This window comes from Synechococcus sp. CS-1326, assembly GCF_025128115.1.
Taxonomy (GTDB): Bacteria; Cyanobacteriota; Cyanobacteriia; order PCC-6307; family Cyanobiaceae; genus Regnicoccus.
In genome coordinates, this window is the sequence record NZ_JAHLYV010000009.1 from 82,022 (window position 1) to 108,783 (window position 26,762).

29 protein-coding genes are annotated in these 26,762 nt (G+C 65.7%); 14 read left to right on the top strand and 15 right to left on the bottom strand.

Annotated elements, in window-relative coordinates; all coding sequences use genetic code 11:
- The first annotated feature begins 122 nt into the window (after positions 1–122).
- The gene (atpD, locus tag KQ307_RS02130; RefSeq protein ID WP_259702070.1) at positions 123–1,589 is read left to right on the top strand and encodes a F0F1 ATP synthase subunit beta; all 1,467 of its coding nucleotides are present in this window, start codon (positions 123–125) and stop codon (positions 1,587–1,589) included.
- Positions 1,590–1,628: 39 nt separating this feature from the next.
- Positions 1,629–2,036, top strand: coding sequence for an ATP synthase F1 subunit epsilon (gene atpC / locus KQ307_RS02135; protein WP_259726819.1), 408 nt, complete (start codon positions 1,629–1,631; stop codon positions 2,034–2,036).
- 77 nt (positions 2,037–2,113) lie between these two features.
- Here the strand turns inward: atpC and KQ307_RS02140 are convergent, their stop codons facing one another.
- Positions 2,114–2,668 carry a 30S ribosomal protein PSRP-3 gene (locus KQ307_RS02140; protein ID WP_259702068.1) on the bottom strand — a complete coding sequence of 185 codons (555 nt, stop codon included), beginning with the start codon at positions 2,666–2,668 and terminating at the stop codon, positions 2,114–2,116.
- Positions 2,669–2,794: 126 nt separating this feature from the next.
- On the opposite strand from KQ307_RS02140, the gene KQ307_RS02145 reads away from it, so the two are divergent.
- On the top strand, positions 2,795–3,574 hold the full coding sequence (locus KQ307_RS02145) for a TIGR01548 family HAD-type hydrolase (RefSeq protein ID WP_259726820.1): 780 nt from the start codon (positions 2,795–2,797) through the stop codon (positions 3,572–3,574).
- A gap of 21 nt (positions 3,575–3,595) precedes the next feature.
- Here KQ307_RS02145 and KQ307_RS02150 read toward each other — a convergent pair whose 3' ends face one another.
- The gene (locus tag KQ307_RS02150; RefSeq protein WP_259726776.1) at positions 3,596–4,915 is read right to left on the bottom strand and encodes an aminopeptidase P N-terminal domain-containing protein; all 1,320 of its coding nucleotides are present in this window, start codon (positions 4,913–4,915) and stop codon (positions 3,596–3,598) included.
- 111 nt (positions 4,916–5,026) lie between these two features.
- On the opposite strand from KQ307_RS02150, the gene KQ307_RS02155 reads away from it, so the two are divergent.
- The 5 genes from KQ307_RS02155 (at position 5,027) to ald (ending at position 10,852) form a co-directional block, all read left to right on the top strand.
- Complete coding sequence (locus KQ307_RS02155) at positions 5,027–6,040, top strand: CNNM domain-containing protein (protein WP_259702066.1); 1,014 nt, start codon at positions 5,027–5,029, stop codon at positions 6,038–6,040.
- Positions 6,037–7,329 carry a GTP-binding protein gene (locus KQ307_RS02160; protein ID WP_259702065.1) on the top strand — a complete coding sequence of 431 codons (1,293 nt, stop codon included), beginning with the start codon at positions 6,037–6,039 and terminating at the stop codon, positions 7,327–7,329. Before KQ307_RS02155 ends, KQ307_RS02160 begins: the two co-directional genes overlap by 4 nt.
- Positions 7,326–7,934, top strand: coding sequence for a nicotinate-nucleotide adenylyltransferase (locus tag KQ307_RS02165; protein WP_259726777.1), 609 nt, complete (start codon positions 7,326–7,328; stop codon positions 7,932–7,934). The genes KQ307_RS02160 and KQ307_RS02165 overlap by 4 nt, the downstream gene beginning before the upstream one ends.
- A complete protein-coding gene (locus KQ307_RS02170; protein ID WP_259726778.1) occupies positions 7,934–9,640 on the top strand; it encodes an NAD+ synthase in 1,707 nt (568 codons plus the stop codon). The genes KQ307_RS02165 and KQ307_RS02170 overlap by 1 nt, the downstream gene beginning before the upstream one ends.
- Positions 9,641–9,712: 72 nt before the next feature.
- The gene (gene ald, locus KQ307_RS02175; RefSeq protein ID WP_259702062.1) at positions 9,713–10,852 is read left to right on the top strand and encodes an alanine dehydrogenase; all 1,140 of its coding nucleotides are present in this window, start codon (positions 9,713–9,715) and stop codon (positions 10,850–10,852) included.
- Between the two features lie 19 nt (positions 10,853–10,871).
- Here ald and KQ307_RS02180 read toward each other — a convergent pair whose 3' ends face one another.
- The 13 genes from KQ307_RS02180 to KQ307_RS02240 form a co-directional block, all read right to left on the bottom strand.
- Positions 10,872–11,966: a DUF3326 domain-containing protein gene (locus KQ307_RS02180; RefSeq protein WP_259726779.1), complete on the bottom strand. Its 1,095-nt coding sequence runs from the start codon at positions 11,964–11,966 to the stop codon at positions 10,872–10,874.
- Positions 11,957–12,244: a hypothetical protein gene (locus tag KQ307_RS02185; RefSeq protein ID WP_259726780.1), complete on the bottom strand. Its 288-nt coding sequence runs from the start codon at positions 12,242–12,244 to the stop codon at positions 11,957–11,959. The genes KQ307_RS02180 and KQ307_RS02185 overlap by 10 nt, the downstream gene beginning before the upstream one ends.
- On the bottom strand, positions 12,204–12,527 hold the full coding sequence (locus KQ307_RS02190; protein ID WP_259702059.1) for a 2Fe-2S iron-sulfur cluster-binding protein: 324 nt from the start codon (positions 12,525–12,527) through the stop codon (positions 12,204–12,206). Before KQ307_RS02190 ends, KQ307_RS02185 begins: the two co-directional genes overlap by 41 nt.
- Positions 12,520–13,263 carry a 2OG-Fe(II) oxygenase family protein gene (locus KQ307_RS02195; protein ID WP_259726781.1) on the bottom strand — a complete coding sequence of 248 codons (744 nt, stop codon included), beginning with the start codon at positions 13,261–13,263 and terminating at the stop codon, positions 12,520–12,522. Before KQ307_RS02195 ends, KQ307_RS02190 begins: the two co-directional genes overlap by 8 nt.
- Positions 13,244–14,197 carry a F0F1 ATP synthase subunit gamma gene (locus tag KQ307_RS02200; protein WP_259726782.1) on the bottom strand — a complete coding sequence of 318 codons (954 nt, stop codon included), beginning with the start codon at positions 14,195–14,197 and terminating at the stop codon, positions 13,244–13,246. Before KQ307_RS02200 ends, KQ307_RS02195 begins: the two co-directional genes overlap by 20 nt.
- Positions 14,198–14,209: 12 nt before the next feature.
- Entirely contained in the window at positions 14,210–15,727 is a 1,518-nt protein-coding gene (gene atpA / locus KQ307_RS02205; RefSeq protein WP_259702056.1) for a F0F1 ATP synthase subunit alpha, read from the bottom strand.
- 84 nt (positions 15,728–15,811) lie between these two features.
- Positions 15,812–16,360 (bottom strand): ATP synthase F1 subunit delta, encoded by a 549-nt coding sequence (gene atpH / locus KQ307_RS02210; protein WP_259726783.1) that lies wholly within the window; start codon positions 16,358–16,360, stop codon positions 15,812–15,814.
- A complete protein-coding gene (locus KQ307_RS02215) occupies positions 16,360–16,905 on the bottom strand; it encodes a F0F1 ATP synthase subunit B (RefSeq protein ID WP_259726784.1) in 546 nt (181 codons plus the stop codon). The genes atpH and KQ307_RS02215 overlap by 1 nt, the downstream gene beginning before the upstream one ends.
- The gene (locus tag KQ307_RS02220; protein WP_259702053.1) at positions 16,902–17,372 is read right to left on the bottom strand and encodes a F0F1 ATP synthase subunit B'; all 471 of its coding nucleotides are present in this window, start codon (positions 17,370–17,372) and stop codon (positions 16,902–16,904) included. Before KQ307_RS02220 ends, KQ307_RS02215 begins: the two co-directional genes overlap by 4 nt.
- Before the next feature lie 90 nt (positions 17,373–17,462).
- Entirely contained in the window at positions 17,463–17,711 is a 249-nt protein-coding gene (gene atpE, locus KQ307_RS02225) for an ATP synthase F0 subunit C (RefSeq protein ID WP_071801201.1), read from the bottom strand.
- 168 nt (positions 17,712–17,879) lie between these two features.
- Positions 17,880–18,608, bottom strand: coding sequence for a F0F1 ATP synthase subunit A (gene atpB / locus KQ307_RS02230; protein ID WP_259702052.1), 729 nt, complete (start codon positions 18,606–18,608; stop codon positions 17,880–17,882).
- A 63-nt stretch (positions 18,609–18,671) separates the two neighbouring features.
- Positions 18,672–19,088, bottom strand: coding sequence for a hypothetical protein (locus tag KQ307_RS02235; protein ID WP_259726785.1), 417 nt, complete (start codon positions 19,086–19,088; stop codon positions 18,672–18,674).
- A 216-nt stretch (positions 19,089–19,304) separates the two neighbouring features.
- On the bottom strand, positions 19,305–20,507 hold the full coding sequence (locus KQ307_RS02240; protein WP_259726786.1) for a trans-aconitate 2-methyltransferase: 1,203 nt from the start codon (positions 20,505–20,507) through the stop codon (positions 19,305–19,307).
- Between the two features lie 168 nt (positions 20,508–20,675).
- On the opposite strand from KQ307_RS02240, the gene KQ307_RS02245 reads away from it, so the two are divergent.
- The 6 genes from KQ307_RS02245 (at position 20,676) to KQ307_RS02270 (ending at position 26,745) form a co-directional block, all read left to right on the top strand.
- Positions 20,676–23,690: a phycobilisome rod-core linker polypeptide gene (locus KQ307_RS02245; protein WP_259726787.1), complete on the top strand. Its 3,015-nt coding sequence runs from the start codon at positions 20,676–20,678 to the stop codon at positions 23,688–23,690.
- Between the two features lie 53 nt (positions 23,691–23,743).
- The gene (locus KQ307_RS02250; RefSeq protein WP_259726788.1) at positions 23,744–23,920 is read left to right on the top strand and encodes a hypothetical protein; all 177 of its coding nucleotides are present in this window, start codon (positions 23,744–23,746) and stop codon (positions 23,918–23,920) included.
- A 206-nt stretch (positions 23,921–24,126) separates the two neighbouring features.
- A complete protein-coding gene (locus KQ307_RS02255; protein WP_259702048.1) occupies positions 24,127–24,612 on the top strand; it encodes an allophycocyanin in 486 nt (161 codons plus the stop codon).
- A 39-nt stretch (positions 24,613–24,651) separates the two neighbouring features.
- Complete coding sequence (gene apcB / locus KQ307_RS02260; RefSeq protein ID WP_255087355.1) at positions 24,652–25,140, top strand: allophycocyanin subunit beta; 489 nt, start codon at positions 24,652–24,654, stop codon at positions 25,138–25,140.
- A 36-nt stretch (positions 25,141–25,176) separates the two neighbouring features.
- Positions 25,177–25,377: a phycobilisome linker polypeptide gene (locus KQ307_RS02265; RefSeq protein ID WP_255087356.1), complete on the top strand. Its 201-nt coding sequence runs from the start codon at positions 25,177–25,179 to the stop codon at positions 25,375–25,377.
- An 87-nt stretch (positions 25,378–25,464) separates the two neighbouring features.
- Positions 25,465–26,745 (top strand): FtsW/RodA/SpoVE family cell cycle protein, encoded by a 1,281-nt coding sequence (locus KQ307_RS02270; protein ID WP_259726789.1) that lies wholly within the window; start codon positions 25,465–25,467, stop codon positions 26,743–26,745.
- Positions 26,746–26,762 lie beyond the last annotated feature (17 nt).

The following is a 26,762-nucleotide window of genomic DNA, read 5'->3' on the forward strand; positions in this document are numbered from 1 at the left end:
CGGTTGACCGAACATCACCCCCCTTCAAGGCCCGTTCAAGGCCCCCTGACCCCGTTGCGGTGGTAAGTTGGCCGCGCTTTCGGCGGATGTGCGTCCCGCCGCGCGAACCCCTTTCTTTCCCTATGGCTGCTGCTGCTCCCGTCAACACCGGCACCAAGGGCGTGGTGCGCCAGGTGATCGGTCCCGTGCTGGATGTGGAGTTTCCGGCCGGCAAGCTGCCGCGGATCTTCAATGCACTGCGCATCGCGGGACGCAACTCCGCTGGCCAGGACATCGCCCTGACCGCCGAGGTTCAGCAACTACTGGGCGATCACCGGGTGCGGGCGATCGCCATGAGCACCACCGATGGCCTGGTGCGGGGCATGGAAGCCCTCGACACCGGTGCCCCGATCAGCGTTCCGGTCGGAGAAGCCACGCTCGGTCGGATTTTCAACGTGCTCGGCGAGCCCGTTGATGAACTTGGCCCCGTCACCTCCAACCTCACCGCCTCGATCCACCGGGAGGCCCCCAAGCTCACGGAGCTGGAAACCAAGCCCAAGGTGTTTGAAACCGGCATCAAGGTGATCGACCTGCTCGCTCCTTACCGCCAGGGCGGCAAGGTGGGCCTGTTCGGCGGTGCCGGCGTCGGCAAAACGGTTCTGATCCAGGAGCTGATCAACAACATCGCCAAGGAGCATGGCGGCGTTTCGGTTTTCGGAGGTGTCGGAGAGCGCACCCGGGAAGGCAATGACCTCTATGAAGAGTTCAAGGAATCCGGGGTGATCAACTCCGAAGACCTCACCAAGTCGAAGGTGGCCCTCTGCTTCGGCCAGATGAACGAACCTCCCGGCGCCCGCATGCGGGTTGGCCTCTCAGCCCTCACCATGGCAGAGCACTTCCGCGATGTGAACAACCAGGATGTGCTGCTGTTCATCGACAACATCTTCCGCTTCGTGCAGGCCGGCTCGGAAGTGAGCGCCCTGCTGGGCCGGATGCCTTCGGCAGTGGGTTACCAACCAACCCTGGGCACCGACGTGGGTGAGCTGCAGGAAAGGATCACCTCCACCCTGGAGGGCTCGATCACTTCCATTCAGGCGGTTTACGTTCCCGCCGACGACCTGACCGACCCGGCACCGGCCACCACCTTCGCCCACCTCGATGCCACCACCGTGCTGAGCCGCGGCCTGGCCTCCAAGGGGATCTACCCGGCCGTGGATCCGCTCGACTCCACCAGCACCATGCTCCAGCCCGCCGTGGTCGGAGATGAGCACTACCGCACTGCCCGGGCCGTCCAGTCCACCCTCCAGCGCTACAAAGAGCTCCAGGACATCATCGCCATTCTCGGCCTGGATGAACTCTCCGAAGACGACCGCCGCACGGTCGATCGGGCCCGCAAGATTGAGAAATTCCTTTCCCAGCCTTTCTTTGTTGCCGAGATCTTCACCGGCATGTCCGGCAAATACGTGAAACTGGAGGAAACCATCAAGGGCTTCAACATGATCCTGGCAGGCGAGCTTGATGAGCTTCCCGAAGCCGCCTTCTATCTGGTCGGCTCCATTGATGAGGTCAAGGCAAAAGCCGAAAAACTCAGCGCCGAAGCCAAAGCCTGACCCCGTCCTGTTCTGTCTCGCTTTTGAGGATGCATGCCGATGACACTTACCCTGCGCGTTCTGGCCCCCGATCAGAGCGTTTTTGATGGCAGCGCCGACGAGGTGATTCTGCCGAGCACCACCGGACAGCTGGGCATCCTTCCCGGCCATGTCTCCCTGCTCACGGCCCTGGACATCGGCGTGATGCGTCTGCGCACAGGCAAGGACTGGGCTTCAATCGCACTGATGGGCGGCTTCGCCGAGGTGGAAGCCGACCAGGTCACCGTGCTGGTCAACACCGCCGAACTCGGCTCCAGCATCGAACCCGCCAAGGCCGAGCAGGCTGTCGAAGCAGCCCAGCTGGCCGCCTCAGGCTATGACGGGCAGCCACCCAGCACTGAGAAGCTCAAGGCTCAGCAATCCCTGGCCAGGGCTCGCGCCCGTCTCCAGGCCAGTCAATCCAGCTGACTGACCTGGCCATCAGCCCAAAAAAAGCGTCCCCTGGGGACGCTTTTTTGATGGTCGGAGAAAATGCCGCAGACCCTTCAGGCGGTACCGCAGAAGGTCACGTCAGGGAACTTGAGCTTGGCTTCATCCAATGACTTGCCTTTGCCTTCCTCCTGCCAATAATTGATCACCTCCGTGGCTTTGTTGAGAACCTCAACGCGTTCGTTGTCGGTGATCCAGGATTTCGCTTCCAGCTCGCCTTTCATGGTTTCCCAGGCGTCTTCGCGGGGCCAGAAGAAATAGGAGGTCAGGGGACTCGGTCCACCCCCGACGATCTGATCGACGGCCAGAGCGACGTTATCGGGCAGCCAGAGAATCTTGAGCAGGAAGCGACCCTCGTCAGCCTTGGGGGTATGACCGGAGGGAACTCCGTCCTCATCGACGGTGGCTGTGGCCAGGGCGGCGCTGGCACCGCGGAGGGCAGGGCGACCTTTGGTGATGGGTTCGTCATCTTCCAGCGCCGCCCCAGGGACTTGGGCAGCCTGAACGGGAATGACCCTGCGGGTCAGGCCGCGGCCGGTTGATGGCGTCACTTCCGCCGAAGGACTGACCGCGAGGTCGAGTTCAGGAGCTGCGCTGTCGGTGGCCGTCATTGGGTTCGGCTTTCAAGGCATAAAATCAAGCAACAAACCTATCAGCCCCTCCAGCCCTCCCTGCTGAGCCCTCCTCCCCTCCCCAAGACCGGCCCGCTCCTGAAGGTCCCTTCGAGCCCCAGGGCCATCCTGCTCTTCGACATTGATGGCGTGATCAGGGATGTGGGTGGCAGCTATCGCCGCGCCCTTCGCGAAACAGTTGATCACTTCGGGGGCTGGCGCCCGCGCCCCGATCAGATCGATGCCCTCAAGGGCGAGGGTCGCTGGAACAACGACTGGGACGCTTCGATGGAGCTGCTGAGGCGGCGGGGACCAACCCCCCTGCCGACGTTCGACCATCTCGTGGAGGTGTTCAGCGGGTTCTATTTCGGCGGCGATCCAGACGGTGATCCAGCCAGCTGGTCTGGCTTCATCCGTGACGAACCCCTTCTGGTCGAGGCTGATTTCTTTGACCGCCTGAGCGGTGCCGGGATCGCCTGGGGCTTCGTCAGCGGCGCCGAGCCCAGCTCGGCACGCTTTGTGCTCGGCCACCGGCTCGGCCTGATCGACCCGCCACTGATCGCCATGGGGGAGGCCCCCGAAAAGCCCGACCCCACCGGACTGATCCGACTGGCCGAAGCACTCGCCGGCATGGCCCTGGGCCCACAGGCTCCAGCGGTGGTGTACCTGGGTGACACCGTGGCGGATGTGCAGACCGTCGGCCGTGCCCGCCGTGATCGGCCCGGCCAGCAGCTGCTGAGCCTGGCGGTGGCTCCGCCCCACCTCCACGCAGCGGATCAGACGCAGCAGCGCTGCCTGTACGAAGCCGTTCTGCTGGAAGCGGGTGCGGATCGGCTGATCGGATGCACCAGGGATCTGGAGCCCGAGCTGCTGCTCAGCTGGCTGGACGACGGCTCCCCAGGCTGAATCCCGGCTCCCGGCTCCCGATCAGCGCTGGATCGCCGCCACCGACTTCTGGGCCGCGGCCGTGAGCACCTCATGGCCGCGCTCGCTGACCGCCACGTCATCTTCGATGCGGATGCCGATGCCTTTCCAGCGCTCGTCGATCGCCGGCTGGCCCTCCGGGGGTGGCAGCCGGTCGCTCACGTACAGACCAGGCTCCACGGTGAGCACCATGCCGGGCTCCAGGGGCACCGGGTGCTCACCGAGCCGATAGGCGCCGACATCGTGCACATCGAGCCCGAGCCAGTGGCCGGTGCGGTGCATGTAGAGATGGCGATAGGCCCCCTGCTCGATCAGGCCCTCCACCGCGCCCCGCAACAGGCCCAGGTCCACGAGCCCTTCCACCAGCACCCTCAGGGCAACCCCATGGACCTGCTCGGCGTCCGCGGCGGGGCGAACGGCGGCGATGGCCGCCTCCTGGGCGGCGAGCACCAGGTCGTAGAGGGCGCGCTGCTCGCCGCTGAAGCGACCGTTGACCGGGAAAGTGCGGGTGATGTCGCCGTTGTAGTAATCGCTCAGGCTGCAGCCGGCATCTATCAGCAGCAGATCGCCATCGGCGAGCGGAGCGTTGTTGCTGGTGTAATGGAGCACACAGGCGTTGTCCCCGCCGGCAACGATCGAGCCATAGGCCGGCCCCCGCGCCCCCTGTTCCATGAAGTGCTGCTCGATCACCGCCTGAACCTGGCGTTCGTTCAGGCCAGGCCGGGCCACCTGGCGGGCCAGTTCGTGGGCTTCCGCCGAGATCCGGGCGGCCAGACGCATCCGTTCGAGTTCGGCATCGGATTTCCGCAGCCGCAGCTCGTGCAGCAGGGGACAGGGGGCCACCAGCCCAAGGGCAGCCTGGCCGTTGCGGGGGGCGCGATCGAGCTGGGCCGACCAGGCAGAGAGCACCAATGGCTCCACGGCCGGATGGCGGCCCACCCGGAAAGCGATGCCCTCGGCTCCCCTGAGGTAGTCCCCCAGCCGTCCGGCCAGGTCGGCCCGGGGGTGGGCCAGGTCGGCGCCAAACCGCTGCACCGCTCCCTCGCAGCCCCATCGGAAGCCGTTCCACACCTCGGCAGTGGGATCCTTCGGCTCCACGAACAGCACGAAGGGGTTGTCGGGTCGGTGCGGCAGGAAGAGCGCCACGGCGCCGGGCTCATCGAAACCGGTGAGGTACCAGAAATCGCTCTGCTGGCGGAAGGAGTGCTCCACATCGGCGTGGTGGGTGACCAGAGCGGCCGCAGGGATCACGGCCGCCACGCCGCCGAGCCGCTCCAGAAAGGTGGTGCGGCGACGGCTGAACTCGGCGGGGGAGATCGCCATGGAGAGATGGTCAGAACAGCGCGAAGATGGCACAACCGATGACATGAAGGGATTGGCGGTCAGAGTGGTGTGGTGGTGGATGCAGAAGCCTGCAGATTCGGCATTTCGAACATGAACGGGCTGCTTGGTCTGGCCGCGCTGGTGGTCTTCATTCTGGTCGGTTCCGCAGTCTGCTCCGGTGTCGAAGCCGCCATGCTGACGGTGAACCCGCTGCGGGTGCATGAGCTGGCCAGCCGGCCCAGGCCGGTGCGGGGTGCCCTGGCCCTGCTCTCCCTCAAGAACCGGATGGGCCGTGCCCTGGCGGTGCTCGTCATCCTCAACAACGGCTTCAACATCTTCGGCAGCCTGATGCTGGGCAGTTATGCCGGCTGGGTGTTCTCCTCCCAGGGCATCGACCGCATCGCCCTGCCGCTGTTCTCGGTCGGGCTCACCGTGCTGGTGATCCTGCTGGGCGAAATCCTGCCCAAGGCGATCGGCAGCCGCATGGCCCTGCCGATCGCCTTGGGCAGCGCCGCCACCGTCGGAATGGTGCTGAAACTGATGCTGCCGCTGGTGCTGGTGCTGGAGCGGCTGATGCCGGCGATCACCGCCGAGAGCGAGCTCACCACCGATGAGGAGGAGATTCGTCTGCTGGCCAGGCTCGGCTCCCGCACCGGCCAGATCGAGGCCGATGAAGCGGCGATGATCGGCAAGGTGTTCCAGCTCAACGACCTGACCGCCAGGGATCTGATGGTTCCGCGGGTCTCCGCGCCCACTCTCTCCGCCCAGGCCAGGCTTGAGAGCGTCAGCGACGAGCTGCTCGGCAACAGCGCTCCCTGGTGGGTGGTGCTGGGCGAGGAGGTGGATGAGGTGCTGGGGGTGGCGAGCCGGGAGAGCCTGCTCGGCGCCCTGGTCGAAGGGCGCGGCCAGGTCACCGCCCTCAGCCTGACCATTCCGGTGGAATATGTTCCGGAAATGATCCGGGCCGACCGGCTGCTCACCGCCTTCCGACGCAACAGCCATTCGGTTCGGGTCGTGGTCGATGAACACGGCGGCTTTGTCGGGGTGATCGGCGCCGATGCCGTGCTGGCCGTGCTCGCCGGCTGGTGGCGTCGTCCCCAGGCGGCTGGGGAGTCGATCCCATGAGCCGTTCCTCCAGCGTTGCCAGGCCCGACACCATCACCCGCAGCGAGCAGCTGCTGCAACGCTGGCGCTCGGAGCTGGCGATGAGCGCGCGGGAAAGGTCGGCCCTTGCCCCGGAGCTGGTCGCCCTCGACCGTCAGCTGAAGCGTCTGGTGCAGCGACGACTGCACCTGGCGGTGTTCGGCCGGGTGGGAGTGGGCAAGTCGAGCCTGCTCAACGCCCTGCTGGGCCAGCCACGCTTTGCCACCGACCTGGCCCACGGCAGCACCAGGCTCCAGCAGCATGAAGCCTGGGATCTCCCCTTCGCGGGCCTGGCCGGGGTCGATCTGATCGACACACCGGGCATCGATGAGGTGGCCGCACCAGCCCGGCACCGCCTGGCCGCCCGGGTGGCCCTGGGGGCCGATCTGGTGCTGTTCGTGGTCGAGGGCGACCTCACCTCCACCGAGCTCGAGGCACTGGAGCAGTTGTTGCGTCTTGGCAAGCCGATGCTGCTGGTCGTCAACCGGATCGATTGCTGGCCAGCCAGCGAGCGGGACGCCCTGCTGGCCAGCATCCGCAGCCGACTGCCCGCCGCAGCCCGGGACCTGGAGCTGCTGGCCGTCTCGGCGGCACCGCGACTGGCGACCCTTCTGGAGGATGGCCGTGTCCGCAGCGAAGCCGGGCCAGCAGCGATCGGCCCCCTCAAGGACCGACTGCTGGCGTTGGTGGCAAGCCATGGTCCGCTGCTGCTCGCCCTCAACAGCCTGCGGGCCGGGGATCGCTTCAGCCGACGACTCCAGGACTGGCGACTGCGCCACCATCGCCAGGCCGCCCACAGCCTGATCGGCCGCTTCGCCGCCCTCAAGGCCACCGGCGTGGCGGCCAACCCCCTGGTGCTCCTGGATCTGGCTGGCTCGATGGCCGTGGACACGGCCCTGGTGATGCAGCTTTGTCGGCTCTACGGACTGAGCCTCAACGGAGCCCAGGCCCGGCGGCTGCTGAGCCGCCTTTCCGGTCACGGTGCCCTGCTGGGTGGAGCCCAGCTCGGCATCCAGCTCCTGCTGGGAAGCCTTCGCCAGGTTCTCCTGCTCGCGGCACCGTTCAGCGGTGGCCTGTCCCTGGCCCCTGCCGCCCCCGTCGCCCTGGCCCAGGCGGCCCTGGCCGTGCACACCACGCGACGCACCGGTGAGCTGGCGGCGGCGGAACTGCAGGAAGGGGCCCGGAAGGGGCCGGGCGGCCCAGCCGGGCTGTTGCGGCGCCTGGCCGCCCAGGATCCCCAGGTGCGCCAGTGGTTGCTGCACTGGCCATGACCGAGCCTGAGAGCCAGGAACTGGCCCTGTTCGGCACCAGCGCCGACCCCCCGACCCTGGGCCATCGCGCCCTGCTGGAAGGCCTGGCCCGGCAGTATCCCCGCGTGCGCACCTGGGCCAGTGACAACCCCTTCAAGCAGCACGGGGCGTCGCTGCCCGATCGTGCCGCCCTGCTCCAGGCGCTGGTGGACGGCCTGGCCAACCCCAGGATCCAGATGGCCCAAAACCTGAGCAGCCCCCGGGCACTCGACACCCTGGAGCGGGCCCGGCGGCTCTGGCCGGAAGCAACCCTGGTGTTCGCGGTCGGCAGTGATCTGCTGCCCCAGATCCACCGCTGGCATGCCGTGGAGGCCATCCTGGATCTGGCTCGGCTGGCGGTGGTGCCACGCCTGGGCTGGCCCATACAGCCGGCCGATCTGGAAGGCCTGCGCCGGCTGGGCGGCCAGCTGGACCTCCTCCCTCTGCAGATTCCAGCCACCGCCAGCTCCGAGATCCGCCTTCAGCGCGAGCCTGAACTGGTGCCGAAGGAGCTCTGGCCCATGCTGCACAAGCGAAACCTGTACGGCTTCGACCCCCTGCCATCCCCCAGCCGCCGCCAGCCCTGATGCGTCTCGCCCTGGCCCAGACCAACCCGCTGGTCGGCGACCTTCACGGCAATGCGGCCATGCTGCTCGACTGTTGCCGGCAGGCGGCGGCGGCCGACCTGGTGATCAGTCCGGAGCTTTCCCTCTGGGGTTACCCGCCCCGGGATCTGCTGCTGCGGCCTGCCCTGCTGCTGGAGCAGGCCAGGGTTCTGGAGGAACTGGCCGCTGCGCTCCCCCCTGGCCTGGCCGTGCTGGTGGGGGTGGCCGAGCCCCTGCCCGGCGAGCAACAACCGTCGCTGCACAATGCGGTTGCCCTGCTGGAGCAGGGCACCTGGCGCATCGTTGCCCGCAAGCGGCTGCTGCCCAGCTACGACGTCTTCGATGAGCGGCGCTATTTCCGCCCCGCCGATCAACCCTGCCTCCTGAAGCTGGAGCGACGCGGCCGGTGCTGGCGGATCGGCCTCAGCATCTGCGAAGACCTCTGGGTGGAGGAGGAGGTGCTGGGACACCGTCTGGCCGGTCCGGATCCGATCGCCGCGCTGCTGCCGCATCAACCCGATCTGCTGCTGAACCTTTCCGCCTCGCCGTTCGTGCAGGGGAAACCGACGCTGCGGCGCAGCCTGGCCGCCGCCGCCGCCGCGCGGCTGGGCTGTCCGGTGGTGTATGTGAATCAGGTGGGGGGAAACGACGAACTGGTCTTCGATGGAGCCAGCTTCGTCGTCGATGCCGCTGGTCAGATCCTGCTGCAGCTCCCCTGCGCCAGGGCGGGCCTGGCGTTCTGGTCGATGCCCTCCACGGCGGCCGACTGCCTTCAGCAAGCGGCCGCCGTAGCGTTGCAGGAACCTGAGCCCCTGGAGCAGTTGTTCCGGGTGCTGGTGCTGGGCCTGGGCGACTATGCCCGCAAATGCGGCTTCGAGCGGGCCCTGCTGGGACTGAGCGGTGGAATCGATTCCGCTCTGGTGGCGGTGATCGCCGCGGCGGCGCTGGGTGGGGAGCGGGTCGCGGCCCTGCTGATGCCCTCCCCCTACAGCTCGGCAGGATCCCGCCACGATGCGATCGCCCTGGCCGGCCGGCTCGGCATCCCCCATCACGTCGTGCCGATCAGCGGCCTGATGGAGAGCTTCGATCAGGCCCTGGAAAGCCCGTTCGGCAGCCCACCGGATGGCCTGACGGCCGAGAACCTCCAGTCGCGCATCCGTGGCACGTTGTTGATGGCGATGGCCAATCAGCAGGGCCAGTTGCTGCTCTCAACCGGCAACAAATCCGAGCTGGCGGTGGGGTACTGCACCCTCTACGGCGACATGAACGGCGGACTTGCCGTGATCGGAGACCTCTACAAAACCACGGTGTTCCGGCTCTGCGCCTGGCTTGATTCAGAAGCGTCGGCAGCCTGCCGCCGCAGCTACGGCCTGCCAGCCGCTGCCGAACTGATCGGCAGCGCCATCCGCGACAAGCCACCCAGCGCCGAACTGCGCCCCGGACAGCTCGATACGGATTCGCTGCCCGACTACAACCAGCTCGATCCGCTGCTCAAGGCGTTGATCGAAGACCTGCGGGCGCCTGAGGAGCTGATCGCCGCCGGCATCGAGGCCAGCCTGGCCAGGCGTGTGCACAGAATGCTGCGCCTGGCCGAATTCAAGCGACGTCAGGCCGCCCCCCTGCTCAAGGTGAGCGGCCGCGCCTTCGGCAGTGGCTGGCGGATGCCGATCGCCTCCGGACCGATCTGAGGAAGGGATTCCAGATCAAATCCCTGCAGTTGGCCCCGATGTCCGCCAACCTGAATGCAGCTACTGAGTTGCATGGCAACCAAAGGCCCGGCGGCACCGATCGCGAGCATCGGCGTTCCGACCGAAATCAAGCGCGATGAGCAACGGGTGGCCCTCACTCCCGACGGGGTGAGGGAGCTGGTCTCGAATGGCCTGGAAGTGCTTGTCCAGGCTGGCGCGGGCACCGGGGCAGGCATCAGCGATGCGCACTACGCCACGGCCGGCGCCCGCCTGGTGAGCCGTGAGGAGGCCTGGTCCGCTCACCTGGTCGTCAAGGTGAAGGAACCGCAGCGGGAGGAATTCGATCTGCTCCGCGACGACCTGGTGCTGTTCACCTACCTCCATCTGGCGGCCTACCCGGAGGTGGGCCGTGCCCTGCTCGAGGCCGGCACCACCGGGGTGGCCTACGAAACGGTGCAACTCGACAACGGCAACCTTCCCCTGCTCGCTCCGATGAGCGAAATCGCCGGTCGGCTGGCGGCGCAGGTGGGAGCCCATCTGCTCGAGAAACCCCATGGCGGCCGAGGGGTGCTGATCGGAGGCTGCACCGGCGTGCGTCCCGCCCGCGTCGTGGTGCTCGGAGCCGGCACGGTGGGATGGAACGCGGCCAGGCTGGCGGCGGCCATGGATGCCGAGGTGCTGCTGCTAGATCACACCCCGCAGCGACTGCGCAACCTCGAAACCGACCGCTGCGGCCGTCTGGTCAGCCTGGTGAGCAGCCGTGGCCTGATCGAGCGGCTGGTGCCGAGCGCCGATCTGCTGATCGGGGCCGTGCTCACCCCCGGCGGCCGGGCACCGACCCTGGTGGAGGAAGACCTGGTGCAGCAGATGAAGCCCGGTTCCGTGATCGTCGATGTGGCGATCGACCAGGGGGGCTGCATCGCCACCAGCCGCGAAACCACCCATACCGATCCTGTCGTCACGATCCACGGGGTGCAGCACTACGCCGTCGGCAACATGCCCGGAGCGGTGCCCTTCACCTCCACCGAAGCCCTGGTGAGCGTCACGCTTCCCTACATCGTCGGGATCGCCGGTCGGGGACTGCTGGAGGCGGTCACCGAACGACCCGAACTGCTCTCGGGGCTCAACACCGTTGACGGGGCGGTCTGCCACCCCGGCGTGGCCAAGGCCCTGGGGGTGCCGACCCGCCATCCCATGGCCTGCCTGCGCTGATGGTGCCCCCTCGCAACGTTCAACCAGCCTCCAGGGGCCGCAGGGGCACCAGGGGGCGGCTGAGCGATTCCGGCGCCAGCCCCTCCCGCAGGGCCAGCACCAGGCCGGCCGCCTCCGCGTAGCTGGCCACGGCGAGCGCCTCCAGGCCCAGGGCTTCCGCCGTGACGGACAGCAGAGAGGGATTGCCCTCCACGACGATCAGGGGGATCCCGCGCTCTGCACAGCTGAGCACGGCCTCGCCGCCCAGGGCACCGGCCGGAGCCACCACCGCCCCGATCCGGCTGGGATGGAGAAGATCCGCCGAGTCAACCGGTGCAGCGGCGGCGGCGAAGGCTGATCCGAGCCGGATCAGATTTGGTGCACGGCTCAGCCCCACCAGGACACAGGCCAGAAAGGTGTGGGCCAGTTCCTCAGCGGCAGCGCGTGGATCAAGCTCCGGCTCCGGGGGCAGCGGCGCCAGGGCAGGTGCGTGGGCACAGGGCAGGCCAAGCCGCCAGCCCAGCAGGTGACTGATCACCGCCTCGGCTCCAGCCAGGGCGTCCACGCCGCTCCCCTGCCGGTAAGCCTGCAGGGCCTCGCTGCCGGCCTCGTCGGGGAAACGGGTGACCACCGCGATTGCTGTTGCCCCTTCCCGGCAGAGCCGCTCGGCGCCGCGCAGCAACGTCTCGGGATGGCCCAGCTGTCCCCAGCTCGCCCCACTGGCCCCCCGGGTCAGAGCCACCTCAACCGGCTGATCGGTGATCACCACAGGGCCGATCGACAGGCCAAGGGTGGCCCTGCAGGCATCGGCGACCTGAAGATGGCGCAGCCGCAGGTCCGGCTCGATCCCCGCATCCAGCAGCAGACCCACCCGTTGACGACGCACCGGAGCCAGGGCCAGTTCGCCCCGGGCGAAGCGGTTGAGCGCCCAGCCTTCGACGTAGTGAAAGCGAGGGTCGCTCCAGTAGAGGGCGGCTCCGTTCAGCACGTTGGGATGGCTGATCAGGCAACCACTGGCAGCCGCCAGCAACCGGGCCGACGGCAGCCCATCTCCGGCAAATCCACCGATGCGGCAACCGATCCCGGTCGGGATCACCAGCAGGGTGGGGAGTGGCGCCGCGGAAGCTAGGAACACAGCATGATCGCCTCGAGCCGGAGTCGCCGGCGGCCTGACTGGTGGCCGGAGCCAGCCCCTGCCGCCCCCTGCGGCTCAACGGCGGTGACGGACCAGCGCAGCGGTTCACCGTGGTGGGCCAGGGCAGCGAGAAGCTGGGGAAGCAGCGGACCCGGAGCGGCCTCCAGCCAGATCTCCAACGCTTCGAGCCTCATCGACACCGCGGAGAGACGGGCCGCCGGCTTCCAGAAACCCTGCTCACGACTGGAACTGGCCGAACTGCCGTTGATAGAGGGCATCCTCCTGACCCGCCAGCAGGTTCAGATCGCTGCGGGGATAGGACACGCACAGAAGGGCGAAACCTTCGCTCTGGAGCTCCGCCTTCACCCCCATCGCCTCTGACTGATCCACCGAGCCCGCTCGAATCCTGGCCGCGCAAGTGGTGCAGACGCCCGCACAGCAGGAACTGGGCAAGGGGACGCCCGCCAGCTCGGCCGCCGCCAGCACGGTCTGATCATCACGGCAGGGGAAGGTGTGCAGGGTGCCGCCCAGCTCGGCGACGACAGTGAAGCTTTCAGGCATGGCGGGCAGATGAGAGGGGGGTCCAGTGTTCGGGGTGGGGGGCCAGGTACTCGGAAGCAGGATTCGCTCGATCCGGTCGGGCACGGGCGCAGAGGAACAGATCGAAACTGATCGACAGCCGCACGTTCTCGCCATCCTGATTGACGGTGACGGCATGGTCGGTGCTGGCCGGGAACAGAACCAGCAGCCCAGCTTCAGGGGCCACATCCAGCCAGGGGGCATTGAGGGGATGCTCCACGGCGATCGGGCCGCCATGGCCGACACCGAGACCAGGCACCAGCTCATTCACCTGCCGGGGCGCGAACAGCCGCAGCGCACCACCGAGCCCACTGCCATCGCCATTGAGATAGAACACCGCACTGAGATGGGCATTGGGGTGGTGGTGCCGCCCCACCTCCAGACCCTGCTCGCTCACCACTGGCCAGGCGCGCTGGATGAACAGATCCACCTGGTTCAGCTCAAAGCCGAGAGCTTCGAGGTAATGCCAGGCCTCCGCCTCCACCCGGTGGCGCAGCCAATCAAACTCCGGCAGCAGATGGACCTGCCAGACCCCGTTGAGATCACCGGTCCAGGCACAACCGGGATCGGGATTGCTGCGGGCCGGACCACGCAGCTTCAGCACCGCCTGCATCATCACGGCGGTGACAAGCGGATCTGGGCCCAGCCGGACACTACCGAGCGCCAGAGGGAACAGGGGCTGGATCTGAAGTGTCAGCTCAACCCATCGCCGAACCACCCACCACTTCCAGGATCTCCTGGGTGATGGCCGCCTGCCGAGCCTTGTTGTAATCAAGGGTGAGGGTCTTGGCGAGCTCCTTGGCGTTGTCGCTGGCGTTGTTCATCGCCGTCATCCGACTGGCCAGCTCGCTGGCCGCGGCCTCCTGGAGAGAACGGAGCAACTGGTTATCGAGGTAGAGCGGCAGCAGAGCATTGAGCAATTGATCCGGACTCTGCTCAAACACGAATTCAGGCTGGAGCGGCGGCACTTCGTTGACACCGGACGGGCCCTTCTCGACAGCAAGCTGGCCTTCGCGGGTGGTGAGTCGAAAGATCTCGTCGTCCTGGGCAGCGATCCCCTGGGGATCCAGGGGTAGCAGGGTCTGGGCGACGGGAGCACTGCTGACCAGATTGACGAATTTGGTGTAGATCATCTCGACGCGGTCGGTGCTGCCTGAAAGGAATTCAGCCAGAATCTCATCACCGATCCGGCCAGCATCCTCGGCGGTTGGAACCTGCTCCAGCCCCGTGAAGGTGGCGAGGATGGGATAAGAACGGTTCTTGAAATAGGTGGTGGCCTTGCGACCGATCAGCACCATCTCAACGGTGAAGCCTTTGCCGGTGAGCTCAGCGAAACGCTGCTCGCTGCGCTTGATGATGCTGGCGTTGTAACCGCCACAGAGGCCGCGATCGGCGCTCACCACAACGAGGGTGATGTGGCGCAGGGGACGCTCCTGCTCAAGCAGGGGCGTGCCGCTCACATCTTCGAAGCGGAGCCGCGACTGGAGGTTCTCCAGCATGCGGGCGAGGCGATCGGCGAAGGGCCGTGAGCGGAGCACCTGCTCCTGGGCCCGCCTGACCTTGGCCGCAGCGACGAGGCGCATGGCCTCGGTGATCTTGCGGGTGTTCTTGACCGAACTGATCCTGTCGCGGATTTCCTTGAGGTTGGCCATGGTTCAGGTGCCTCAGGCGGTGGCGAGCAGGGTGGATTTCACTTCATTGATCGCTGCCTTGAGCAGTTCCTCGGAAGCCTCGCTCATCTGCTTGTCGGTCTGCACCTGCTCCACGAAGGCCGAAGCATTCGACTTCAGATACTCACGCAATTCACGCACGAACATGGTGCACTGATCGACGGGAATTTCATCAATCAGGCCCTTGACGCCGGCATAGACCACCGCAACCTGCTCGGCGAGGATCAGGGGGCTGAACTGGGGCTGCTTGAGCAGTTCGCGCAGGCGCTTGCCACGGCCCAGCTGCTTCTGGGTGGTGGCATCGAGGTCGGAGGCGAACTGGGAGAACGCCGCTAGTTCATCGAACTGGGCCAGTTCCAGCTTGAGGGTGCCGGCGATCTTCTTGATCGCCTTGGTCTGGGCAGCGCCGCCGACCCGGCTCACCGAGATGCCCACGTTGATCGCTGGCCGGAGGCCCGAGTTGAACAGATCCGAGGTGAGGAAGATCTGGCCGTCGGTGATCGAGATCACGTTGGTGGGGATGTAGGCCGAGACGTCACCGGCCTGGGTTTCGATGATCGGCAGGGCGGTCATGCTGCCTTTGCCCATGGCATCGGACAGCTTGGCGGCCCGCTCGAGCAGGCGGCTGTGGCAGTAGAACACGTCACCGGGATAAGCCTCGCGGCCGGGCGGGCGGCGCAGCAGCAGCGACATCTGGCGGTAGGCCTGGGCCTGCTTGGTGAGGTCGTCGTAAACGACCAGGGTGGCCTTGCCCTTGTACATGAAGTACTCGGCAATCGCGGCACCGGTGTACGGGGCGAGGTATTGAAGGGCGGCAGGCTCAGACGCACTGGCCGCCACCACCACCGTGTAATCAAGGGCGCCGCGCTCACGCAACACGTCGACCACGTTGGCGACGGAAGCGGACTTCTGACCGATCGCCACGTAGACGCAGACCACGTCCTCCCCTTTCTGGTTGAGGATGGTGTCGATGGCGATGGCGGTTTTGCCCGTCTGCCGGTCACCGATGATCAGCTCACGCTGGCCGCGTCCGATCGGGATCATCGCGTCGATCGCGGTGATGCCGGTCTGCATCGGCTCGTGGACGGACTTGCGTTGAATGATGCCGGGGGCCATCGATTCGATCAGCCTGGTTTCGGTGGTGGCGATCTCCCCCTTGCCATCCAGCGGCAGACCAAGAGGATTGATCACCCGGCCGAGCATCGCTTCGCCGACGGGCACCTCGGCGATCCGACCGGAAGCCTTGACGGTGCTGCCCTCCTGAATCCCAAGGCCTTCGCCCATCAGCACGGCGCCGACGTTGTCGTCCTCGAGGTTGAGGGCAATCCCTTCCGTGCCGTCCTCGAACTCCAGCAGCTCGCCAGCCATGGCCTGCTGGAGCCCGTAAACGCGGGCGATGCCGTCACCCACCTGCAGAACGGTTCCGACGTTGCTGATCGAAACGGACTTGTCATAGTCCTCGATCTGCTGCTTGAGGATGGCGCTGATCTCGTCGGGACGGATGGAAACCATGGATTCAGATCCCCGCTCGGGGAGGCGATGGAAGAGGAGGGATGGAAGGGAAAGGGAACTGGATGGAGAACCGCAGGGCGAGATCTAGCCGGCCTTGGCCAAGGCAAGGCCGAGCCGCCTGACCTGACCGGCCAGGCTCGCATCGATCACCTGGGAACCCAGGCTGACGACGAAGCCACCGATCAGTGCAGGATCAACGCTGAGATCGAACTCGACCGATTCAGTGCCGGCCACGGCCTTCACCTTGGCTCTCAGTTTGTCCTGCTGGGCTTCGCTGAGCGGAGTGGCTGAGATGACACTGGCCAGGGAGATCCCTCTCTGCTCACGAAAGAGCTCGAGAAACCTCACCAGAACAGCATCAAGCAGGGAGATGCGCTGGCGATCTGCCATCAACTGCATGAGGTTGAGCAGGGAGGGTGTCACCTGATCGTTGAACAGGGCAACCAGAGCTCCCTTCTTGGCGTCCGGTTCGACCACCGGAGACGTCATCGTGTCGCGAAGCTCGGGAGAAGCCTGCCAGAGCTCCAGAATCTGTTTGGCCTGCTCGGCCACCAGGTCAGCTTCCTGACGTTGATCAGAGACCTGAAGCAGGGCGTCGGCGTAGGGAGAGGCGATCGAATTGAGCAACGGCATCAGCCTTTCCCCAGGGTGTTGATGGAGCGATCGATCAGCAGGGACTGACTTTTGGCATCGAGCTTGCCAGGAAGCACATCGAGAGCCCGCTCGATCGCACGGCGTGCCGCCTCCCGGCGGAGCTGTTCACTGACCCTGGCGGCTTCGGAACCGAGGTCGGCGGCAGCCGACTGCTTGAGCCTGGCCATCTCCTCGACGGTGCGCTGCTCGCTGTCCAGGCGAATGGCGTCCGCCCTGGCCTTGCCTTCGATCCGGATCTGTTCGGCCTTGGCCTGAGCGGCCGCCAGGTCCTGCTGGGCGGTGAGCAGGGCGGCATTCGCCTCCTGCAGCCGGCGTTCGACGTCTTCGAGATCGGCGAGGATGGCGCCGCGGCGGCGCTCCAGAATGGAGCCCATCACCTTGGGAAGAAACCAGACCAGGCCAGCGATGACGATGGCAAGGTTGATGATGTTGGTCTCGAACGGATCGAGGTTGAGACCGAAACCCCCTTCAACGGCCAGCCAGGCGGGCATCAGACCGGAAAGGGCAAAGGGAATGGCGATCATGTTGCGGCCAGCAGACGTTGAACGATCTGGTCACCGAGCAACTCTGCATCAGCCTTCAGTTGCCCAAGGGCCTGCTTCCGCTCACGGTCGATTTCACGCCGGGCCACCTCCCGGCTGGCATTGGCCTCAGCCTGAGCAGAGGCCAGGGCAGCGCGGTAGAGCTTGTCCATCTCCTCCTCAGCATCGACAACCAGAGACTGGGCTTTCTGCCTGGCCTCCTTGAGCTGGTTGGACAGATCAGCCTCGAGGCGCTGGGCCTGAAGCACCTTCTGCTTGGCATCAGTGCGGGTGGTGGCCAGAAAGCTCTCTCTCGCTTCCACGTTGCGTCCGACAGGTCGGAAAAACAGGGCGTTGAGAATGAACGTGAGAACCACCACCTGAATCGCCATCAGGGGAAGGGTGGCATCGAGGTCGAAAAGACCTCCTTCCGGGGCTCCGGCAGCGGCGAACAGAAACCAGCTGGTCATGGGGCAGGAACGCTGGAAAGATCAGGAAGGCTCGCCGTGGACAAATCCCCGGCGGAGTGAACAGGTGATGAAGCGGTCAACCGTTCGCCGTCAGCCGGCGAACGGGTTGGCGAACAACAGCACCAAAGCCACCACCAGGCCGTAGATGGTCAGCGATTCCATGAAAGCCAGGGAGAGCAGCAGGGTGCCGCGGATCTTGCCTTCAGCCTCGGGCTGACGGGCGATGCCTTCGACGGCTCCGCCGGAAGCTGTGCCCTGGCCGATGCCAGGACCGATCGAGCCGAGGCCGACGGCCAGACCAGCAGCCACAACAGACGCAGCGGAAGTAATGGAATCCATGGTGGAACGAAGGGATGGGGGGCGCCGGTGAGCGCGGGTTGGAGCTGGCGCCGGGGACATCTCACCGGAGGGAGATGGGCCCGGAATCGACCGGACCTGCGCGCAGGTGTTTTAGCAGAGGGTGGAGCTGGGACGCTCCGATCGGCAGGCCCGTCCTGGGGCCCGTCGTCAGTGGGCCTCCTCGTGGACGGCCTCGCCGATGTAGTAGGCGGCCAGGGTGGCGAAGATCAGGGCCTGGATGGCGCTGGTGAAGAGTCCGAGGAACATCACCGGCAGTGGGACGATCAGGGGCACCAGGAAAGCCAGAACAGCCACCACAAGCTCATCGGCGAGAATATTGCCGAACAGACGGAAGGAAAGCGACAGGGGTTTGGTGAAATCTTCGACGATCTTGAATGGGAGCATGATCGGCGTCGGCTCGACGTAATACTCGAAGTAGCGGAATCCTTTGCGGCTCAACCCGGCGTAGAAGTAGGCCAGCGAAACAAGCAGAGCAAGGGCGATCGTTGTGTTGATGTCGGCGGTGGGGGCTCCGAGCTCACCACTGGGCAGATGAATCAACTTCCAGGGAACCAGGGCGCCGCCCCAGTTGCTCACGAAGATGAACAGGAAGAGCGTGCCGATGAACGGCAGCCAGTCGCGATAGGCCTTTTCGCCGATGTACTCGCGGGCGATGTCCCGAAGGTATTCCCACAGGAACTCCAGCAGGTTCTGGGCCCCGCGGGGGTCCCGCTCCAGCTTGCGGGTGCCGGCCACCACCAGGGCGAGCAGGGCCCCGATCACCAGCCAGGAGCTCAGGAAGACCTGACCATGGATCTTGAGTCCACCGATCTGCCAGTAGAGGTGTCGTCCAACCTCGAGCTCGGCAAAGGGGAGGGGGAAAGACAACGGGACCATCGAGAGAAAGGGAGGTGCCGCGGATGCGACGGATCGTGGGGGAGGCGAAGCAACCGTGGGGAGCTAGGCCGGCAGGAAGGCCTGGATCAGGATCGCCGGCTTGTAAAGCAGAAATCCCACAAGAGCGGGAATCACTTCGGCGCCAGGAACGCGGATGGCGGCGAGAACGAGAACAACCGGAACCAGCAGCTGGGACTTGCCCACGGAACGGGAATCGGAGCCGAGCCGGGCCACACTCCGCGCCAGCATTCTCAGGTAGAGAAGACCGGCCAGGGACCCCACCAGCAGACTGATCGCCTGGGCGAAACCGAACAGAACGGCCGTCAGGGGCACGGCCACTCCGCTCAGAGCCAGGGTAGCCAGCAACAGGCGGTTCTGGAGGCGGACGTAGTCATCGAGGCCACCGGAAGATCGGGCCTGCTCGGGTTGGCTCAGGCCAGGGCTGGCCGAGCCTGCAGCTGTGGGAGCGGCTTCAAGCACCAGAACAGAGCTTTTTTCCGCCGATGCGGAGGGCTCACCGAGCAGATCGGCGGGTTGCTCCAGCAGTTCTGGAAAACCTTGGATTCCGACCGGTGAATCTCCTGGAACAGATGAACTGCCGGAGGGTCTGATACTTGCCGAAGAAGCAGCCTGCAAACGCCTAAAAGCTCGGCGAAAGGCGAGCGGAATTTATCACGCAGCCCCAGCAGGCTGCTTTCAGGCAGGCGGCGCCAGCAACAGCAGCCGTTGAATCCAGCACTGCCGGGCCACCCGCGCCAGTCGGGGCCGATCCCAGCCCAGGTTCAGATCAGCCAGCGGTGTGGTGGCACCCGCCAGCTCCAGGGCCTTGAGAAAGTCCAGCTGATCCGGCTCCAGATCAAGCGGGAGCAGATCGGGATCCAGCAGGGATGCTCCGGGCCAACCCCAGAGGCAGGGATTGCGCTGACCCGTGGCGGCGATCAACTCCTCGTCCTGGCTCCAGAGGGTCTGCAGCAGCGGGCCCTTGCTGAGGAAGAACTCGAAATGACTGATCTCCGGATCGAGGCTCTCCACCAGGCTCCATTGCTGCCGCAGCGGCAGACCCTGGGCCCGGGCCAGCAGATCCCCTTTCAACAGCCGCGCCGGATCCCACTGCCGGGGATTCGAAAAGCAGACGAACTCCAGGTCGGCGCTGGCCACGAAGCGGAACAGCCTCTCGAGGTTGTAGGTCGTCTCCTGGGGATGCAGATACATGTCGGCGAAATTGGCATCCGCTGCCGTGTCGAGGGCCCAGCGTTGCTCGTGATGGAGACGCAGCCGATGGGTGGCCGGGAGATCCGCCAATAACATCCGGCCCAGCCGCAGACCCTCCTGATCGGCTCCGACCCCCAGAGCCTCAAGGGCGCGCTGAATGCGGTGGATCTCCCAGCGCCCCCCATCGGCATAAAGGAAAAGATGCAGCAGCCCGCCGGGGGCCAGCAGATCAGCCAGGGCGGCAAGCCCGGCTTCGGGTTCGCGCAGGTGATGCAGCACTCCGACCGAATTGATGTAATCGAACGGTGCTTCACCCTCCAGATCCAGCAAGCTGCGCTGTTCGATCCTCAGGCCGCCGCTCAGGGCAGCCCCCCCGGAGCGGCGCAGGCGCTCACGCGCCACATCCAGGGCGCCGGCGCTGATGTCCACGGCGAGAAGCTCAGAGCCGGGATTGAGATGGGCGAGATAGTCGGTGCTCACCCCGGTGCCGCAGCCCGCATCGAGGATGCGTGGCAATCTGCCCTTGCCGGGCAGCCGACCTGTGCAGGCACTGAACGCGGCGGCATGGCACCAGCGCCAGTTGTATCCGGGCGGCGGACCATCCTGAAGCGGATCCCCGGGGTAGGGGAAACGGTCGTAGAAGGCACTCACCACGGGGGTGGCGGCATCGGCGGGAGCCTGGGGCATGGCTGAAGGTCGTCCGGCTGTCTGGCGAGCCTTTCATGCTCCCCCACCCAGCTCGAGGAGCAGTCAGCACCGCCTGGCGGAAACGCCCTGCTGCAAACATTTGTTCATGGCCTTCGGGGCGGGCCGAAGCTGAGCCGTAACGTGATTCGGCCCGGTACACGCCCCTCCATGTCCGTGACCGCCAGCAGCGGCAGCAGCAGGGTTTCCCCTCAGCGCTACGACACCCTGCCGCTCTCCAGCGTCCGTCAGGCGGAGCAACAGGATCGTTTCCCCGAAAAGGGAGAGCTCGACACCCTGATCACTTTTTTCAACAGCGGCGTGATCCGCCTTGAGGCGGCCCGTCGCCTGTCGGCCAATGCCGATGTGATCGTGGCCAAGGCCGCCAACCGGATCTTCGCCGGCGGCACCCCGCTCTCCTATCTCGATGCTCCGCTCACTCCTGCCCTGATCAGCAGCGGTGCCACGGCACCCCTGGCAGCCGACCAGATCGCAGCGGCCTCCTCCGTCCGCACCTTCGCCCAGGGCATCGGCGGCGGCGGATTGCTCGGCCGGATCCTGGAAGGTGTCCAGGCTGACGCCGACGTGCGGGTGGTTCTGCCCAGCGGCTTCAGCCCGATCAGCGTGGCCCGTTATGGCAACGAGCGCATGCGCAAATCGCTGCGCGACCTGGGCTGGTTTCTGCGCTACGTGGGCTATGCCGTGGTCGCCGGCGACCCCAGCATCCTGGCGGTGAACACCCGTGGACTTCGGGATGTGCTGGAGAAGGGCTGTTCCCTTGCCGCCACCAATGTGGCGATCCAGGAGATGCGGGCCGCCGCGGCGAACCTCTTTCGCCAGGAGCCCGAAGCCCGCGAGCTGGTGATCGCCTGCTTCAACGTGCTGCTCAAGGAGCTGGAGGTCCCCACCCCCTCCACCAGGCAACGGCTGGGCAGCCCGGAGAACCAGGGCCTGCAGTTGCCGGCCACCTATGCCCTGGCGGCCGAAACTCCCCAGCGCTTCGTGATGAAGCCGGGCCTCTCCGGCCGGGAGAAGGCCGAGGTGATCCGGGCGGCCTATCGCCAGGTGTTCGAACGGGACATCGTCAAGGGTTATTCCCAGGTGATCAGCCCGGTGGAGGCCACCCAGACGGCCCAGGGGCAACTGCCGATGCGGGAATTCATCCGCAGCCTGGGCCGCAGCAAGGAGTATCGCCAGCAGTTCTACGGACGGTTCTCAAACAGCCGGGTCGTTGAGCTCGCCTTCCGCCATTTTCTCGGCCGTGGTGTGAGCTCCATCGAGGAATTCCGCCGCTATTTCGCGATCGTCAGCGACCAGGGCCTGGCCGGTCTGGTCGATTCCCTGATCAACACCCTGGAGTACGGCCAGGTGTTCGGGGAAGAAACCGTTCCCTACCTCCGCGACCTCGGCGAAGAAGCCCAGGAGAGCGCCGGCTGGGGATCGAACCGCAAGCTGTTCCGGTTCAGTGCTCCCTTCGAAGGAGCCCCCCAGTACATCACCCTCTACGCCTCCTACCGGCAGGCCCTGCCCGATCAACACGTCTATGGCGGGGGCAATGATCCGCTCGGTCTCAACTTCGGTGCGATCTTCCCCTCCGGCACCGCTTCGGTGGCCACGCGGCCGGCGCCTTTCGGCTACGACACGCGCCGGATCCTGGTGGGCAACGGCATGGCCCAGCCCGGCCAGATGGACAGCCCGCAGTTCCGGGCCTCCGCGCCAAGACGGGTGGGCCCCCGGGTGGTCCGCCTCCAGCAGATCGCCACAGGCGGTGGCTCCGTGCCCCGCCGCGGTGGCCAGCCGAGCGTCCGCAACACCGAGGCCAGCACCCAGGGGGTGATCCGGGCCGTGTATGTCCAGATTCTCGGCACCACCGGCTATGCCGGCGAACAGCTCACCGTCGAGGAGATCAAGCTCGAAAACGGCGACATCAGCCTCAAGGAGTTCATTCGCCAGGTGGCCCGCTCCAACGCGTTCCGCAAGCGCTTCTGGTCTGGCCTCTACATCACCAAGGCCATCGAAGTGATGCATCGGCGCCTGATCGGCCGGCCCACCTTCGGGCGCTGGGAGATCAACAGCTACTTCGACACCGCGGCCCGCCAGGGTTTCTACGGCGTCATCGACGCCATGCTCGAGACCCGCGAGTACAACGACGCCTTCGGCCAGGACACCGTCCCCTATGAACGGTTCGTCACCCCGGCCGACCTGAACGCCCGTCGGATTCCCGCCCTGCGCCAGCCGCTCCAGACCGCTGGAGTGGCCGATCTGACCCCGGTGCGTCGCCCCCAGGTCGCCCCATCAACCCAGTTCACAGGCAGCGGAGATCTCACCGTCCGCAACCTGCCGGATCGGCGGCGTGAGCGCGTGGTGGGCAGCTGGCGGGCCGCGATCAGCGGCGGTGAAGCGGCGTCCGCCAACCTGAGCACCCAGCCTTCCCAGGGCCTGCGTGAGCCTCCTGCCCCCACCCGCCGCTGGAAGACCCCCCGGGGCGTCAGCGCCTTCACAACCCCAGCCTGGGCCGCTCCAGGCTCCGCCAAGGCACCTCCCCAGGCCAGCGGCTGGAGCCCCAAGCCCGGTGACTGGACAGCCAAGGCCGCTGGCAGCTTCAGCCGCATGGTCTCCGGTGATGCGATGGCCAAGGCCCTGGAAGGGGCCAGGCCCCAGGGATTCAGCCGAAGGGCTGGACTCGGGCAGCCGATCAGCTGGCGCCAGGACGCCGATGAAACGGCCCTCCAGGAAGTGATCGAAGCCAGCTACCGCCAGCTACTCAATCGCATCCCCTTTGAAGCGGAGCGGCTCCGGGATGCCGAATCCCAGCTGCGCGACGCCCAGCTCTCTGTTTCGGAATTCGTCGGGCTGATCGCAGCAGGAGATCTGTTTCAGCAACGGCTGCTGAAGATGGCCCCGCTGCGGGCTGCCGCCGCAGCCTTCCTGGCCCTGCTGGGCCGGGCCGGCCAACCCAAGGAGGTGAGCCATTTCCTGGCCACCAGGGCGAAGCAGGGCCAGCGGGCCGCCCTTGATGACATCCTCAACAGCCTTGAGTACGCGGAGAGCTTCGGCCGGGACACGGTCCCCTATCTCCGCGGCCTTGACACCGAGAACGGCATCCCGATCACCACTGTCAATCGCACGGCAGCGCTCTACGCAGGCAATGCGGGGCTGACCCCACCGATCAAGGGGGCGATCTAGCCCTCTTCACCTGAACAAGCTCAGGCACACCTGCCTGGGATGAATGTTCTGTCATGGCGGATCAGTTCCTGCAAAGGGATGCTGATTCGGCATGCAATTCAACTGGAAAAAATCAACTTCAAGCCAGCATCGTCGTGGTGAAAACGTTGATTTGCCATGGGGTGGCGATGGTGGAGGAATCCGCCAGAGTCCTTGGCAGCAAAGGAGTTTCCGAGATCTGCCCGGCGTGAAGAACTGTTACCACCGTCACGCTCTGGCAGCCCCTTGGCCACAGAATCATTGAGCGATCGGCCCGTTCGGTCGTCATGTCGTGGCTTCAAGCCAAACCGCGCAGCCCCACCAAGGTTGCCGGTCAGCAGCCAGTCAGGACATTCCACCCTTACCTACCGGATCTCGGTCTCCTTATCGGCGGCCGCTTGTTTCGAGGCAGAACTGCATGAGCATCGTCTCCAACTCGATCATCAACGCGGACGCTGAAGCCCGCTATCTCAGCCCTGGCGAACTCGACCAGATCAAATCCTTCGTGGCCGGCGGACAACGCCGACTGCGGGTGGCCCAGGTCTTGAGCGAGAACCGCGAGCGGATTGTGAAGCAGGCCGGCGGCGCTCTCTTTCAAAAGCGGCCAGACGTGATCTCTCCCGGTGGCAATGCCTACGGCGAAGAGATGACGGCCACCTGTCTTCGCGACATCGACTATTACCTGCGCCTTGTGACCTACGGCATGGTGGCAGGAGATGTGACTCCCATCGAAGAGATCGGCATCATCGGTGCCCGCGAAATGTATCGAGCCCTCGGCACTCCCCTGGAGGCCATGGCCGAATCCGTGCGCGAGCTCAAGAACGCCTCCATGGGCCTGCTCACCGGAGCCGACTCTGAAGAAGCTGGCTTTTACTTCGACTACGTCATCGGCGCCCTCTCCTGAGGCTCGCCCATCCCTGCCCCCCGCCTCTTCCCAGGACCCATGCAAGACGCGATCACCAACGTCATCAACCAGTCCGACGTCCAGGGTCTTTACCTGGATGATTCCTCGATCGGACGCCTTGAGCAGTATTTCACCAGCGGAGAACTGCGGGTCAGGGCTGCGGCAACGATCGGTTCGAACGCTTCGGCGATCATCAAGGAAGCCGTCGCCAAAACCCTCCTGTACTCGGATATCACCCGTCCGGGTGGGAACATGTACACCACCCGTCGCTATGCGGCCTGCATCCGCGACCTCGACTACTACCTCCGCTACGCCACCTACGCCATGCTCGCGGGTGACACCTCGATCCTGGACGAAAGGGTGCTCAATGGACTCAAGGAGACCTACAACTCCCTGGGGGTACCGATCGGCGCAACGGTCCAGTCCATCCAGGCCATGAAGGAAACGGCCGCCTCGCTGGTCGGTCCCGACGCCGGCCGTGAGTTGGGTGTCTACCTTGATTACATCAGCTCAGGCCTCGGGAACTGATCCCCAAACGACGCCTAATCCAGCGAGGATTCATTCATGCGCCTGTTCAAGATCACGGCCTGCATCCCTTGCCCGGAGAAGGTGCGCAGCCAGAGAGAACTTCAGAACACCTTCTTCACCAAGTGGGTGCCCTATGAGAGCTGGTTCGCTGAGCAGCAGCGGATCATGAAGCAAGGGGGCAAGATTCTCAAAGTCGAGCTGGTGTCTGGGCGCCGTCAGGTCAACGTCGGCAACTGAACTTCCGTTGATCGATCAGCAAGCCCGGCCATGGCCGGGCTTTTTTTTGTCCCTGCCCCCTGTCATCCAGCGCCTGGGCACGGCTGAATGGGACCGATCCTCTTTCCCTTCGCCTTGTCCGGTTCCGTGACCTCCCGCACCAGGACCCGGCCAGCCGCAAGCAAGGTCGAGCCGGCTTCCCAGCTCGGCGATGACTCCCGGCTGACCTGGGCCCAGTGGCCGGCCGAGGCACGGCTGCTGCTGGGCCTGGTGGCGATCTGGTGCCTGGCGGGGCTGCTGATCCTGACCTCCGCCAGCTGGTGGGTGGCCGCCCGGGAAATGGGCGATCCCGCTTACTACCTGAAACGACAGGCCATCTGGATGATTCCCAGCTGGGGCCTGCTGTGGCTGGCGATCTGCACACCGCTGCGGCGTTGGCTCCGCCTGGCTGGGCCGGCCGTGCTTGTGGGCGCACTGCTGATCGCCGCCACTCTCCTGGCTGGGACGACCGTGAACGGGGCCAGCCGTTGGCTGGTGATCGGACCGATCCAGATCCAGCCATCCGAACTGGTCAAACCGTTCATCGTTCTGCAGGGTGCCTCCCTGTTTGCCCACTGGAAGCGCATCGGACTCGACCAGAAAGTGCTCTGGCTGGGGATCTTCTCGGTTCTGCTGCTGTTGATCCTCAAGCAGCCCAACCTGAGCACAGCCGCCCTCACCGGCCTGCTGCTCTGGGCGCTGGCCCTGGCCGCAGGACTGCCCATGCTGCTGATGGTCGGCACAGCGGTTGCCGGTGGCCTGATCGGCACCGCAAGCATCCTGATCAACGAATATCAGCGGATTCGGGTGGTGTCCTTTCTGAATCCCTGGCAAGACGCCCAGGGAGATGGCTATCAACTTGTCCAGAGCCTGCTGGCGATCGGCTCGGGTGGACTGCTGGGCGAAGGGTTCGGCCTCTCCACCCAGAAGCTTCAGTACCTGCCGATCCAGTCAACCGATTTCATCTTTGCTGTGTTTGCCGAGGAATTCGGCTACGTGGGCTCCCTCGTGGCACTGATCTTCCTTCTGCTGTTCGGCTTTGTGGGCCTGCGGGTGGCCCTGAGCTCCCGCAGCAACCAGCAGAGGCTGGTGGCGATCGGCTGCATCAGCCTGTTGGTGGGCCAGTCGATCCTCAACATCGCCGTTGCCAGTGGCGCCATGCCCACCACAGGCCTGCCCCTGCCGATGGTCAGCTATGGCGGCAACTCCCTGCTCGCCAGCCTGATCACCGCTGGCCTGCTGATCCGCTGTTCGCTCGAATCGGCACACGGCCATGCTCCCCCCCGCAAACGGCAGCAGCGACCAGACCCCCCTCACACCGCTGGGGTGAACCCTGCCCCGATAGGCTGACTTTTCTGTCCGGCTGG

Excerpts from the sequence above, each read along its gene's own strand:
- atpD (WP_259702070.1), top strand. The coding sequence starts at position 123 with ATGGCTGCTGCTGCTCCCGTCAACACCGGCACCAAGGGCGTGGTGCGC.
- atpC (WP_259726819.1), top strand. The coding sequence starts at position 1,629 with ATGACACTTACCCTGCGCGTTCTGGCCCCCGATCAGAGCGTTTTTGAT.
- KQ307_RS02140 (WP_259702068.1), bottom strand. The coding sequence starts at position 2,668 with ATGACGGCCACCGACAGCGCAGCTCCTGAACTCGACCTCGCGGTCAGT.
- KQ307_RS02150 (WP_259726776.1), bottom strand. The coding sequence starts at position 4,915 with ATGGCGATCTCCCCCGCCGAGTTCAGCCGTCGCCGCACCACCTTTCTG.
- KQ307_RS02155 (WP_259702066.1), top strand. The coding sequence starts at position 5,027 with ATGAACGGGCTGCTTGGTCTGGCCGCGCTGGTGGTCTTCATTCTGGTC.
- KQ307_RS02160 (WP_259702065.1), top strand. The coding sequence starts at position 6,037 with ATGAGCCGTTCCTCCAGCGTTGCCAGGCCCGACACCATCACCCGCAGC.
- KQ307_RS02165 (WP_259726777.1), top strand. The coding sequence starts at position 7,326 with ATGACCGAGCCTGAGAGCCAGGAACTGGCCCTGTTCGGCACCAGCGCC.
- KQ307_RS02170 (WP_259726778.1), top strand. The coding sequence starts at position 7,934 with ATGCGTCTCGCCCTGGCCCAGACCAACCCGCTGGTCGGCGACCTTCAC.
- ald (WP_259702062.1), top strand. The coding sequence starts at position 9,713 with ATGGCAACCAAAGGCCCGGCGGCACCGATCGCGAGCATCGGCGTTCCG.
- KQ307_RS02185 (WP_259726780.1), bottom strand. The coding sequence starts at position 12,244 with ATGCCCTCTATCAACGGCAGTTCGGCCAGTTCCAGTCGTGAGCAGGGT.
- KQ307_RS02190 (WP_259702059.1), bottom strand. The coding sequence starts at position 12,527 with ATGCCTGAAAGCTTCACTGTCGTCGCCGAGCTGGGCGGCACCCTGCAC.
- KQ307_RS02200 (WP_259726782.1), bottom strand. The coding sequence starts at position 14,197 with ATGGCCAACCTCAAGGAAATCCGCGACAGGATCAGTTCGGTCAAGAAC.
- atpA (WP_259702056.1), bottom strand. The coding sequence starts at position 15,727 with ATGGTTTCCATCCGTCCCGACGAGATCAGCGCCATCCTCAAGCAGCAG.
- atpH (WP_259726783.1), bottom strand. The coding sequence starts at position 16,360 with ATGCCGTTGCTCAATTCGATCGCCTCTCCCTACGCCGACGCCCTGCTT.
- KQ307_RS02215 (WP_259726784.1), bottom strand. The coding sequence starts at position 16,905 with ATGATCGCCATTCCCTTTGCCCTTTCCGGTCTGATGCCCGCCTGGCTG.
- KQ307_RS02220 (WP_259702053.1), bottom strand. The coding sequence starts at position 17,372 with ATGACCAGCTGGTTTCTGTTCGCCGCTGCCGGAGCCCCGGAAGGAGGT.
- atpE (WP_071801201.1), bottom strand. The coding sequence starts at position 17,711 with ATGGATTCCATTACTTCCGCTGCGTCTGTTGTGGCTGCTGGTCTGGCC.
- atpB (WP_259702052.1), bottom strand. The coding sequence starts at position 18,608 with ATGGTCCCGTTGTCTTTCCCCCTCCCCTTTGCCGAGCTCGAGGTTGGA.
- KQ307_RS02240 (WP_259726786.1), bottom strand. The coding sequence starts at position 20,507 with ATGCCCCAGGCTCCCGCCGATGCCGCCACCCCCGTGGTGAGTGCCTTC.
- KQ307_RS02245 (WP_259726787.1), top strand. The coding sequence starts at position 20,676 with ATGTCCGTGACCGCCAGCAGCGGCAGCAGCAGGGTTTCCCCTCAGCGC.
- KQ307_RS02250 (WP_259726788.1), top strand. The coding sequence starts at position 23,744 with ATGGCGGATCAGTTCCTGCAAAGGGATGCTGATTCGGCATGCAATTCA.
- KQ307_RS02255 (WP_259702048.1), top strand. The coding sequence starts at position 24,127 with ATGAGCATCGTCTCCAACTCGATCATCAACGCGGACGCTGAAGCCCGC.
- apcB (WP_255087355.1), top strand. The coding sequence starts at position 24,652 with ATGCAAGACGCGATCACCAACGTCATCAACCAGTCCGACGTCCAGGGT.
- KQ307_RS02265 (WP_255087356.1), top strand. The coding sequence starts at position 25,177 with ATGCGCCTGTTCAAGATCACGGCCTGCATCCCTTGCCCGGAGAAGGTG.
- KQ307_RS02270 (WP_259726789.1), top strand. The coding sequence starts at position 25,465 with ATGGGACCGATCCTCTTTCCCTTCGCCTTGTCCGGTTCCGTGACCTCC.